The sequence below is a fragment of the Pseudomonas sp. MS646 genome, assembly GCF_036693845.1.
GTDB classification, from domain to species: Bacteria; Pseudomonadota; Gammaproteobacteria; order Pseudomonadales; family Pseudomonadaceae; genus Aquipseudomonas; species Aquipseudomonas chlororaphis_E.
The window spans coordinates 1,680,628-1,693,378 of record NZ_CP144763.1; the positions used below are offsets into that span (position 1 = coordinate 1,680,628).

Annotated in this window: 4 protein-coding genes; 1 reads left to right on the forward strand and 3 read right to left on the reverse strand. The window is 64.2% G+C overall.

The genetic code is table 11. From position 1 onward, the window contains the following. Positions 1–65 precede the first annotated feature (65 nt). From V3H56_RS07480 to V3H56_RS07490, 3 genes are all read right to left on the reverse strand, one after another. Positions 66–1,430, reverse strand: a complete 1,365-nt coding sequence (locus tag V3H56_RS07480; RefSeq protein WP_338474412.1) for an HlyD family type I secretion periplasmic adaptor subunit — start codon at positions 1,428–1,430, stop codon at positions 66–68. 182 nt (positions 1,431–1,612) lie between these two features. Continuing rightward, positions 1,613–3,772 carry a type I secretion system permease/ATPase gene (locus V3H56_RS07485; protein WP_338474413.1) on the reverse strand — a complete coding sequence of 720 codons (2,160 nt, stop codon included), beginning with the start codon at positions 3,770–3,772 and terminating at the stop codon, positions 1,613–1,615. A gap of 18 nt (positions 3,773–3,790) precedes the next feature. Then, positions 3,791–5,149: a TolC family outer membrane protein gene (locus tag V3H56_RS07490; RefSeq protein ID WP_042732802.1), complete on the reverse strand. Its 1,359-nt coding sequence runs from the start codon at positions 5,147–5,149 to the stop codon at positions 3,791–3,793. Positions 5,150–5,601: 452 nt separating this feature from the next. Between V3H56_RS07490 and V3H56_RS07495 the strand changes: the two genes are divergently transcribed. After that, positions 5,602–12,720, forward strand: coding sequence for a retention module-containing protein (locus V3H56_RS07495; RefSeq protein WP_338474414.1), 7,119 nt, complete (start codon positions 5,602–5,604; stop codon positions 12,718–12,720). The last annotated feature ends 31 nt before the right edge of the window (positions 12,721–12,751 follow it).

Genomic DNA, 12,751 nt, shown 5'->3' on the forward strand with positions numbered 1-12,751 from the left:
GCCTCTGTGGGAGCGGGCTTGCCCGCGAAGGGGCCCGAATGGCCACAGATAGTCCCAGCCAGAGACTACCGCTCGCGCATCGCCTCGGTCCGCGCCTTCAGTACCGGTTTGAGCAAGTAGTCCAGCACGCTTTTCTCTCCGGTGATGATGTCCACGGTCGCCACCATCCCCGGGATGATCAGCAGCGGCTTCACGTCGCCCCCCAAGTGGTTTTTGTCGGTGCGGACCTGGATCAGGTAGAAGCTGTTGCCCTTGTCGTCGGTGATGGTGTCGGCGCCGATCAGTTCGAGGCGGGCGCTCAGTCCGCCGTAGATGGTGTAGTCGTAGGCGCTGAACTTGACCATGGCTTTCTGGCCCGGATGCAGGAATGCCACGTCCTGCGGACGGACCTTGGCTTCGATCAGCAGGTTGTCTTCCAAGGGCACGATTTCCACCATGTCGCTGCCCGGCTGCACCACGCCGCCGATGGTGTTGACCTTCAATTGCTTGATCACCCCGTGCACCGGCGAGACCACGGTGGTGCGGGACACGCGGTCGTCGATGGCGATGCTCGAGGCGGTGATTTTCGACAGCTCGGTGCGTTTTTCGTTGAGGTCCTTGGCCGCGTCTGAGCGGAAGGTCTGTTCCGATTCGTCGATCTTGCTCTTGATCTCATTGATCGCCGATTCGGCCCGGGGAATGGCCAGGGTGGTGGCGTTGAGCGAGCCGCGGATTTCCACCGCGTTGCGTTTGAGCCGCAGGATCTCCACCGGCGACACGGCCCCGGTCTTCACCAAGGGCGCGGACATGTTCATTTCTTCTTGCAGCAAGGCCAGGGCAGAGCTGAACTGGCTTTGCTTGGAGCGAAACTCCGCCAGTTCCTGGGTCTTCTGCCGCAGTTGTTCGGTCAGGGTCCGTTGTTCGCTGGCCAGGCGCCGTTGCCGTTGTTCGTACAGCGCGCGTTCGTCCTCGGCCACTTGCGGGGCCTTGCTGGCCACCTCGGCCGACAGCGTGAAGGGGCGCCCCTCGGCCTCGGCCGAGAGCCTTTCGACCTGGGCGGTCAAGGCGTAGCGGTCGGCTTCGCTTTCGCCCTTGTTCGACAGGAACCGCGTGTCATCCAGGCGCAACAGGGTGTCACCCTTGCTCACCATCTGGCCTTCGCGCACGAAAATCTCGGTGACGATGCCGCCTTCCAGGTTCTGGATCACCTGCACTTTGCTCGACGGAATCGCCTTGCCTTCGCCGGTGGTGACTTCCTGCAAGACCGCCAGCTTCGCCCAGACCAACCCGGTGATGATCAACCCGGCGGCCAGCCACACGGTGACCCGCGATCGCCGAGGCGAATCCTGCAACGCCGCGCTGGCGGTTTCCGCCATGAACTCGCTTTCGGCGCTTTTGTTGAAACTGCCGAAGTAGCTTCGGGCAGTTGGATCGGGTGTTTGGGCAGACATGGGGATACCCGTTGGTTAAGTGAAATAAAGCCAAGTGACGCTTTTGTGGCGAGGGAGCTTGCTCCCGCTGGGCTGCGAAGTGGCCCCAAAAAATCAACTCGATCTGCCTGACGTTCCGCGGTGTCAGGGTCCGGGGCCGCTACGCAGCCCAGCGGGAGCAAGCTCCCTCGCCACGGCATCGACTAGACGGCGCCAGACCCCACCCGTCCCTTGCGCAGCGCATCGATCACCGCGTCCTTCGGCCCGTCCGCCACGATCCGGCCGTTGTCCAGCACCACCAGACGGTCCACCAGGCTCAGCATCGAGGTGCGGTGAGTAACCAGCAGCACGGTCTTGCCCTGCACACGGGTATGAAGTTTTTGCCGCAAGAGGTCCTCGCTGCTGTTGTCCATGGCACTGGTGGGTTCGTCCAGCAGCAGGATCGGCGGATCGAGCAGCAGGGCCCGGGCCAGCAGCACCGCCTGGCGCTGCCCGCCGGAGAGCAGTTGGCCGCGCTCACCCACCGGGCGGTCGAAGCCTTGGGGATGCTGGCGGGCCAGTTCGGTGACGCCGGTCAGTTCCGCCACTTCCAGCATGCGCGCGTCGCTGACGTAGCGGGCGCCCAGGGTGAGGTTGTCGCGCAGGCTGCCGGCCAGCAGCGGCAGGTCGTGAGCCACGTAGCCGACCTGTTGGCGCAGGTCGGCGACGTCCAGCTGCCGCAGGTCCAGGCCGTCGAGCAGCAGTTGGCCTTCCTGCGGCGCATAGAAACCCATCACCAGGCGCGCCAGGGTGCTTTTGCCCGAGCCGCTGCGCCCGATGATCCCGACCCGTTCGCCGGGCTTGAGGCTGAAGCTGATGTCGGCCAAGGCCGGGGTGCTCTGGCCGTTGTAATGGAACGTCACGCCGCTGATGTCCAGTGCACCCTGCAATTGGGTGCGCTCCAGCGGCCGCTGCCTGGCATCGCGCTCCTGGGGCAGGGCCATCAGGGCATCGGTGCTGCGCATGGTGAGCTGGGCTTGCTGGTAGCGGGTGATCAGCCCGGCGATCTGGCCCAGGGGCGCCAGCACCCGGCTGCCGAGCATGTAGGTGGCCACCAGTGCGCCGACGCTGAGGTTGCCGGCGATGATGCTGTAGACCCCGGCCACGATGGTCGCCATGCCGGCCAGTTGTTGCAGGAACAGCGTACCGTTGGTCGCCAGCGCCGAGAGGTTGCGCGCGTGGCTGTCCAGGCGGGTGAGGGCGCCGTGGGTGCTTTCCCATTGATGCTGGCGCTCGCTTTCGGCGCTGCAGGCCTTGAGGGTTTCCAGGCCGCCGAGGGTTTCGATCAGCAAGGCCTGGCGTTGGGCGCCCAGGGCCAGGCTTTTTTGCACGGTGTCGCGCAGGCGCACCTGGATGATCATGGCGAAAACAATGGTGATCGGGAACGCGATGACCGGAATCACCACCAGCCAGCCGCCCAGCAAGCCGATCACCACCAGCATCAGCACGGCGAAGGGCAGGTCGATGAGGCTGGTGAGGGTCACGGCGGTGAGAAATTCGCGCAGGCCCTGGAAGTCATGGATGCTCTGGGCGAACCCGCCGATGGTCACCGGCTTGGCTTTCATGGCCATGCCGGTGATGCGTTCGAACAGGGTCGCGGAGAGGATCACGTCGGTTTTCTTGCCGGCGGTGTCCAACAGATGAGCGCGCACCACCCGCAGCACCAGCTCGAACCCGGTGCCGATCAACAACCCCACGGCCAGCACCCACAAAGTCGAAGTGGCCTGGTTGGGCACCACGCGGTCGTAGGTCTGCATGACGAACAGCGGCACCATCAACCCCAGCAGGTTGATCAGCAAGCTCGCCAGGATCGCGTCGCTGTACAGCCAGCGCGACAGTTTCAAGGTGTCGCGAAACCACGCTTCGACCCGCGGCACCAGGGGCGCGCGCAAGTCTTCGAGTTCATGCCGTGGCCGGGCGAACAAGGCCTGGCCACTGTAGTCGAGGGCCAGTTCCTCGCGGCTGACCCATTGTTCGCCGCCGTCGGCTTCGCTGGGCAGGATCAATGCCCGGCCGTCCTCGCCCCAACGCCGCAGTACCGCACAGCGCCCTCCCGTCAGGATCAGCATCACCGGCAGGTTGAGCGGCGAGATGTCGGCCAGCTCGCGGCGCAGCACCCTGGCCTGCAAGCTGGCCCGGGCTGCTGCGCGGGGCAGCAGCTCCAGGCCCAGGCGTTGGTGCGCCATAGGAAGCCCGGCGCTGAGGCTGGCGCGACTGGCGGTCGCGCCATGGAGTTTGCAGAGGATCAACAGGCCGTCCAGCAAGGGATCATCAAAGTTCAGGCGCGGGTCGGCGCCGGGGGTTGCGGGTTCCATGCTGGTCATGTCGGTCGCTCCCAGGCGCTACTTGAGTTCTGGCAACCGCGCTTCGTTCTTGACCTCGGTCTGCGCAATCGCGTCGGCCGGCAGCACCACCCGCTGTTTGTTCAGCAGCAGGCCCATGTTCGCCAGCACCCGGTACATCGAGTATTCCTCGGTGTAGCGCACTTCGGTGTAGCGCCGGTTGGCGTTGTACAGCTCGTTTTCGCTGTCGAGCAGGTCGAGCAGGGTTCGCTGGCCGAGGCCGAACTGGTCCTGGTAGGCCGCGCGCACACGGGTGGTGGTCTCGGCGTATTCGCGGGCGGTAGGGGTCTGCTTACGGGCGTTGGTCATGGCGTTCCAGGCCAGGCGCGTGTCTTCGTTGAGCTGGCGCAGGGCGTTGTTGCGGATGTCCATGGCCTGGTTGATCTGGTGGGCGTTGGACGCGAGCCGGGCCTTGTCGCTGCCGCCGCGAAACAGGTTGTAGTTCATCACCACGCCCACGCGCCAGTTGTTGTCGTGGCCTTCCTCGCCGCCGAGGTTGTTGTTGGCGCCCACCGCGGCCTCGGCATCGAAGCGTGGGTAGAACGGCGACTTCGCCACTTCGTACTGGCTTTCCGCAGACTGGATGTCGGCCTGGGCCGATTTCAGGTACGGGTTGTTGTCGATCATGCTCTGCTGGGCCTGGCGCAGGTCGGCGGGCATTTCACCCTTGGTCGAGGGCGGGGTTTCCAGTTCATCGGGCATGCGCCCGACCACGCTGTAGAAGTTCGCCTCGGCATCGGCCAGGTCCACTTCGGCGGTGTCGAAGTTGTTTTCCGCCAGGGCGCGACGGGCCCGGGACTGGTCGGCGTCGGCGGTGCTGCCCACCCCGCGTTCGGTGCGCAGGCCGATCTGGTCGTTGACCCGCAAGTGCGCTTGCAGGTTGTTCTTGGCCAGGGTTACCAGTTCGCGACGCTTGAGCACTTCCAGGTAGACCTCGATGGTGCGCAGGGCCAGGTCCTGGGCGGTGCCCTGGGCGTAATAGGCGCGGGAGTTGACCACGCCCTTGGTGCGTTCCACTTCATTGGCGACGTTGAACCCGTCGAAGATCATCTGCCGCAGGCGCAGCTCCGATTGGGTGTAGTTCAGGATATTGGTGTGGTGGTTGCCCAATGCCCGGGTGTTGGTGTTGTCGCTGTAGCCACGGCCGTAGCCGGCGTTCAAATCCACCGACGGGTAGAAGCCCCCCTTGGCGACCTTGACGTCTTCATTGGCCGACAGACGGCTGTCCACCCGCTGTGCCAGTTCCGGGTGGGTCGCGATGGTGCTCTGGATCGCTTCAGTCAATGACATGGCCTGCGCCTGAGAAGAGCAGGCCATGGCCAGCAAAACCGCGCTGCAGAGGGGGGTTAGAACGCGCATGGGGTGCATCTCCTGAGGTCTGTAAGTGCTTCGTTGTCGCCAGAAAATTGACGTATTTAAGATCAAAACCGTTTCAACCTTGTAACAACACAGCTAAGAACATCCTGCGAGAAACCTAAGAAGAATTTCTCATAAGGCTTATTTCGAAAAAAACTTATGTGCTCTTCGAAAACCAGCACATTGTTCAAAGCGCAAGCCTTTGAATCTGCGGGTTATGACGGCTTTTAGGCGTCAATAAAAGTTTCAGGCGATTTTCTAGACGACGTGAAGAAGTGTCGAAAGTGGGGACGGCGGGGCGAAATTAAGCGACGGTTTTTTGTCATTCTGTCGGAAAGCCAGCACCTTTCGACCCTGTAAAAGCTGGCAGATTTTCCAGCTTTTCGATCGCCATCCCGAGGACGGATTCTTCACCCAGACACGTGCCGATTGCAGTCGGCAACGGAGGACAGCACATGGCAGCGCTCATCGGTACCGTCAGCAAAGTGGTAGGGCAGGTTTTCGCAGAAGCGGCCGGAGGGCTGCGGCGGCCCTTGGTGGAAGGCGATCGGCTCTATGCCGGCGAACACCTGGTCACCGGTGCCGAGGGCGCAGTGGCGGTGCACCTGCAGAACGGCCAGGAACTGACCCTGGGCCGCGAGAGCAACCTGACCCTGACGGCGCAATTGCTCGCGCACCAGGCGCAGGCGCCGCATGTGGATACGCCGGAAGCGACGGCCCCCAGCGACGCGCAACTGACCGATGTGCAAAAACTGCAACAAGCCATCGCGGCCGGCGCCGACCCGACCCAGACGGGCGAAGCCACGGCAGCAGGCCCTGGGGCGGGCAACGCCGCGGGCGGCCTGGGTGGCGGCCACAGCTATGTGCTGCTGGAGGAGGTGGGCGGGCAGGTTGATCCGCAGATCGGCTTCCCCACCGCCGGATTCAACGGGATTCCCGAGTTTCCGCAATTGCGCCTGGCCGCTGAGCCAGACAATAACGGCAACGACGCCGGCGTGCCGCCGGTGACACCTCCCGACAACCCGGTGACCCTCGACGGGGTCGATGTGCAAGGCGGTGAACTGACCACCAACGAAGCCAACCTGGCCGATGGCACCGCCAGCAATCCGGGGGCGCTGGTGCAGAGCGGCACCTTCACGGTGACCGCCCCCGACGGGCTGAGCAGCTTGAGCATCGGTGGCATCAGCGTGATGACCGGTGGCGTGCCTGTGGGCTTTCCCCAGGCCATCACCTCGACGTTGGGCAATACGCTGACCATCACGGGCTATGACCCGGCCACCGGAGTGGTCAGCTACACCTACACCCTCACGGGCAATGAAACCCACCCGACCGGCGGTGGTGCCAACAGCATTACTGAGCAGTTCCCTGTGGTGGCGGTCGACACCGACGGCGACACGGCCACCGGCACCCTCGACGTGAACATCACCGACGACGTGCCGCAGGCGATCGACGACAACAATCCCGCTACTGCCTCGGAAACCCTGGTCACGCTCACTGGCAACGTGCTGCCCAACGACCTCCAGGGGGCCGACCGCATCCCCACCGGCCCCGACAGCGGCCCGATCGTGGGTGGGACGTTCACCGGCACCTACGGCACCCTGGTGCTCAACCCCAGCGGCACGTACACCTACACCCTCAACACCAGCGACCCGCAATTTGTCGCGCTGCATGGGGGAGGCAGCGGTACCGAAACGTTCACCTACACCCTGACCGATGCCGACGGCGACACCAGCACCGCCAACCTGGTGCTGCAAGTCCACAACAATGACGACCCGGTGATCATCACCGGCCTCGACACCGATGGCGGCGAGCTGACGGTGCAGGAGAAAAACCTCAGCGACGGCAGCAGCCCGGATGCTTCGGCGCTGACCCAGAACGGCACCTTTACCGTCACCGCGCTGGATGGCGTGCAAACCCTGAGCGTGGGCGGTATCAACGTGGTGAGCGGTGGCGTGGCCGCCGGTTTCCCTCAGTCAATCACCACCGCGCTGGGCAACACGTTGACCATCACGGGTTTCAACGCCACCACGGGGGTGGTGAGCTATAGCTACACGCTGCTGGATAACGAAGCTCATCCAAACGCCAACGGTGCCAACAGCCTGAGCGAGCAGTTCGCGGTTGTGGTCACTGACGATAACGGCACCACCGCCAACGGCAACCTGGACGTGAACATCGTCGACGACGTGCCCAAGGCCGTGGACGACAGCAACGCCGCCACCGCGTCGGAAACCCACCTGACCCTGACCGGCAGCGTGCTGACCAATGACACCCAAGGTGCGGACCAGGTCGCGTCCGGCCCCGTGACGCCCGGTACGTTCACCGGGACTTACGGCACCCTGGTGCTCAACGCCGACGGTTCCTACACCTACACGCTCAACACCGCGGATGGAGACTTCAAAGGCCTGCACGGTGGTGGCAATGGCAGCGAGACCTTCACCTACACCCTGACCGATGCCGACGGCGACACCAGCACCGCCAACCTGGTGCTGCAAGTCCACAACAATGACGACCCGGTGATCATCACCGGCCTCGATACCGATGGCGGCGAGCTGACGGTGCAGGAGAAAAACCTCAGCGACGGCAGCAGCCCCGACGCCCCGGCACTGACCCAGAACGGCACCTTCACCGTCACCGCGCTGGACGACGTGCAAACCCTGAGCGTCGGCGGTATCAACGTGGTGAGCGGTGGTGTGGCCGCCGGTTTCCCTCAGTCAATCACCACCGCGCTGGGCAACACCCTGACCATCACGGGCTTCAACGCCACCACGGGGGTAGTGAGCTATAGCTACACGCTGCTGGATAACGAAGCCCATCCAAACGCCAACGGTGCCAACAGCCTGAGCGAGCAGTTCGCGGTCGTGGTCACCGATGACAACGGCACCACCGCCAACGGCAACCTGGACGTGAACATCGTCGACGACGTGCCCAAGGCCGTGGACGACAGCAACGCCGCCACCGCGTCGGAAACCCACCTGACCCTGACCGGCAGCGTGCTGACCAATGACACCCAAGGTGCGGACCAGGTCGCGTCCGGCCCCGTGACGCCCGGTACGTTCACCGGGACTTACGGCACCCTGGTGCTCAACGCCGACGGTTCCTACACCTACACGCTCAATACGACGGATGCAGACTTCAAAGGCCTGCACGGTGGTGGCAATGGCAGCGAGACCTTCACCTACACCCTGACCGATGCCGACGGCGACACCAGCACCGCCAACCTGGTGCTGCAAGTCCACAACAATGACGACCCGGTGATCATCACCGGCCTCGACACCGATGGCGGCGAGCTGACGGTACAGGAGAAAAACCTCAGCGACGGCAGCAGCCCCGATGCCCCGGCGCTGACACAGAACGGCACCTTTACCGTCACCGCACTGGATGGCGTGCAAACCTTGAGCGTCGGCGGTATCAATGTGGTGAGCGGTGGCGTGGCCGCTGGTTTCCCTCAGTCAATCACCACCGCGCTGGGCAACACGTTGACCATCACGGGCTTCAACGCCACCACGGGGGTGGTGAGCTACAGCTACACGTTGCTGGATAACGAAGCTCATCCAAACGCCAACGGTGCCAACAGCCTGAGCGAACAGTTCGCGGTCGTGGTCACTGACGATAACGGCACCACCGCCAACGGCAACCTGGACGTGAACATCGTCGACGACTTACCAACCGCTCACGCCGACTCGGCCTCGGTGGTGGAGGGCGGGACGGTGAGCGGCAACGTACTGGACAACGACGTGGGCGGTGCCGACGGGCCGGCTGCCAGTGGCGCAGTGATCGGCGTACGGGCTGGCAACGACACTTCGTCCCCGGTGATCGGCGGCCTCAACACCCAGATCAACGGCACCTACGGCTACCTGACCCTGGACGCCAACGGCAACGCCGTCTACCACAGCAACCCCAATAGTGTCGGCGCACCGGGCGCCACCGACGTGTTCACCTACACCGTACGCGATGCCGATGGCGACCAGAGCACCACGACCATCACCATCGACGTGCACAACAGCTGCCTCGTCGCCACGTCGGACCAGGACATCACCGTCTACGAAAAAGCCCTGGACCTGACCCAGGACGGCCAGGACCTGGCCCCCGGCACCGTCACTGGCAGCAACCCGAATTCCACCGGCGAAACAGCCAGCGGCAGCCTGGTCGGTTCGGTGTCCGGTGCCGTGGGTGCCGTGACGTTCGCCTTGGTGGGTAATGCCACCGGAGCCTACGGTCAGTTGTTGCTTCACGCCGACGGGACCTACACCTACACCCTGACCGCGCCCACCACGACCACGCCCCACGCCAACGACGGCCCGAACGTCTTGAGCGAAAGCTTCACCTACCAGGCCACGGACTCCCTGGGCAATACCGTCACCAGCACCATCGTGATCAACATTGTCGACGATGTGCCCAACGCCCATGCCGACTTCGCTTCGGTGGTGGAGGGCGGCACGGTCAACGGCAATGTGCTGGGCAACGACGTGCTCGGCGCCGACGGCGGTGAAGTCATCGGCATCCGGGCTGGCAACGACACCTCGTCCCCGGTGATCGGTGGCCTCAATACCCAGATCAACGGCACCTACGGCTACCTGACCCTGGACGCCAACGGCAACGCCGTCTACCACAGCAACCCCAACAGCGTCGGCGCACCGGGCGCCACCGACGTGTTCACCTACACCATACGCGATGCCGATGGCGACCAGAGCACCACGACCATCACCATCGACGTGCACAACAGCTGTCTCGTCGCCACGTCGGACCAGGACATCACCGTCTACGAAAAAGCCCTGGACCTGAACCAGGACGGCCAGGACCTGGCCCCCGGCACCGTCACCGGCAGCGACCCGAGCGCCACCAGTGAAACAGCCAGCGGCAGCCTGGTCGGTTCGGTGTCCGGTGCCACGGGCGCGGTGACCTTCACGCTGGTGGGCAACGCCACGGGGGCGTATGGGCAATTGCTGCTCCATCCGGACGGCTCGTACACCTACACCCTGACTTCGCCCGCCACGACCACGCCCCACGCCAACGATGGCCCAAACGTATTGAACGAAAGCTTCACGTACAAGGCCACCGATGCCCTGGGCAACAGCGTCACCGGCAGCCTGGTGGTGAGCATCGTCGACGATGTGCCCAAGGCGGTCGCGTCCGAGCGATCGGTCACGGCGGTGGAGATCGATTCGAACCTGCTGATCGTGCTCGATGTGTCTGGCAGCATGAAAGACGATTCCGGCGTGCCGGGGCTTTCGCGCATGGATCTGGCCAAGCAGGCGATCAGCGCCTTGCTCGACAAATACGACGACATGGGCGACGTCAAAGTCCAGCTTGTGACCTTCAGCGGCAGTGCCACCGACCAGAGTAGCGTGTGGGTGGACGTGGCAACGGCCAAGACGCTGATCGCCGCGCTGAACGCGCACGGTGACACCAATTACGATGCGGCCGTGGCGATGGCCAAGACGGCGTTCGCAACCCCCGGACAACTGACCGGCGCACAGAACATTGGTTATTTCTTCTCCGATGGCAAGCCGACCCTGGGCGAAATCGGCTCGGCGGACGAGGTCGCGTGGAAAGCCTTTCTCGATGCCAACAACATCAAGAATTACGCCGTCGGCCTGGGCAGCGGCGCCAGAAACGTCAACCTCGACCCGCTGGCCTATGATGGCAGCACCCACACCGACACAAACGCGGTGGTGGTCACTGACTTGAACCAGCTCAATTCGGTGCTTTCCGGCACGGTGCAGGGCGTGCCGGTGACCGGTAGCCTGTTCGGTGAGGGCGGCTCGTTCGGCGCCGACGGCGGGTTTATCAAGAGCCTGGTGGTGGACGGCACGACCTACAGCTACAACCCGGACGCCAACGGTGGCCAAGGTGCGCTGACCGCCAGCGGCGGGGCCAACCACGGCTCCTTCAATACCGTGACCAACACCCTCAGCATTGCCACCGCCCATAGCGGCATGCTCGTGGTGAATCTCGATACCGGTGCGTTCAGCTATGCCTCCCAGACCACCACCAGCACCGTGATCACCGAGAACATCGGCTATACCCTCAGCGATAACGACGGTGACCTGGCCAGCTCCAACCTGGTCATCAAGGTCCAACCCAACAGCCCACCGGTGGCGGTCGATGACAACATCATCACCAATGTGCTCTCGGGCAACATCGTGATCCCGGGCGAACTGCTGCTGGGCAACGACGGCGATGCCAATGGCGATCCGCTGAGCGCTTCGCCCACCAGCTTCGCCACCGGCTGGGTGGCCCGTGGCGCGGACTTTACCGGCAGCACCGGCACGGCGAGCTTCACCGGCAACAATGTGCAGTCGATCAACCTCAGCCGCAGCGCCTTCGTCGCCAATGCCGCGACCATGACTGCTGTGCTGGTGGTCAGCGGCGCATTGGGGGCGGTGTCCAACAACAACGCCAATGATGAAGACCGGCTCAACATCAGCCTCAAGCAAGGTGAAACCCTTACCCTGGATCACAACCTGGCGGCCGGCCACGTCAGCCTGGAATACGCCCTCAACGGCGGGCCATTCATCGCCATTGCCGATGGCGGCTCGTTCACGGCCGCCGCCGATGGCAATTACCAGATCCACGTGACCAACATTGCCAACCCCGGCAACGGCAACGTCAATGCGGCGGAAAACTACCAACTGACCCTGACCGTCAACTACGCCGGCGCCCACGACATCACGCCGGATTACCACGGCACCTACACCGCCAGTGACAACCATGGCGGCAGCGACGGTGCGGCGGTGAGCATCAGCTACCAGGCCGGGCACACCCTGACGGGCACCAGCGGTGATGACGTGCTGGTGGCCGGCGATGGCGACAACGTCCTCAACGCCGGCGACGGCAACGACATCCTCAGCGCGGGCTCGGGCAACAACGCCCTGCACGGTGGGGCGGGCAATGACTTGCTTTACAGCGGCGCGGGCAACGACCTGCTCGACGGCGGCACGGGCAACGACACTGCCAGCTACGCGCACGCCACGGCCGCGGTGACGGTGAACCTGGGCCTGTTGGGCGCGCAAAACACCCTCGGTGCAGGCACCGATACCTTGACCGGCATCGAAAACCTCGTCGGCTCGAACTTCAACGACACCCTCACCGGTGACGCCGGCAACAACCGCATCGATGGCGGGTTGGGCAATGACGTGCTCAATGGCGGGGGGGGCGACGACCTGCTGATCGGCGGCCTGGGCAACAACACCCTGACCGGTGGCAGCGGCGCCGACACCTTCCAGTGGCGGGCGGGCAACAGCGGCCACGACGTGATCACCGACTTCACCCCCGGCGTCGACAAACTCGACCTGTCGCAACTGTTGCAGGGCGAAAACGGCAGTGCGGCGTCCCTGGACGATTACCTGCACTTCACCGTCAGCGGCAGCGGTGCGTCGGTCACCACCAGCATCGACGTCAGCGCACTGGCCGGCGCCACGCCGAGCCAGACCATCGACCTGGCGGGCGTCAACCTCGCCAGCCACTACGGTGTCACGCCGGGGGCAGGTGGGATGATCGCCGGAGGCGCGGACACGGCGACGATCATCAACGGGATGCTGAACGACCATTCCTTGAAGGTGGACACGGTGTGATTTGAGCGGTACCGCGGCGTCTGGTCTGGGG

What these genes read in the sequence shown, in the direction of transcription:
- V3H56_RS07485 (WP_338474413.1), bottom strand. Translation starts at nt 3,772, where the DNA reads ATGACCAGCATGGAACCCGCAACCCCCGGCGCCGACCCGCGCCTGAAC.
- V3H56_RS07495 (WP_338474414.1), top strand. Translation starts at nt 5,602, where the DNA reads ATGGCAGCGCTCATCGGTACCGTCAGCAAAGTGGTAGGGCAGGTTTTC.
- V3H56_RS07490 (WP_042732802.1), bottom strand. Translation starts at nt 5,149, where the DNA reads ATGCGCGTTCTAACCCCCCTCTGCAGCGCGGTTTTGCTGGCCATGGCC.
- V3H56_RS07480 (WP_338474412.1), bottom strand. Translation starts at nt 1,430, where the DNA reads ATGTCTGCCCAAACACCCGATCCAACTGCCCGAAGCTACTTCGGCAGT.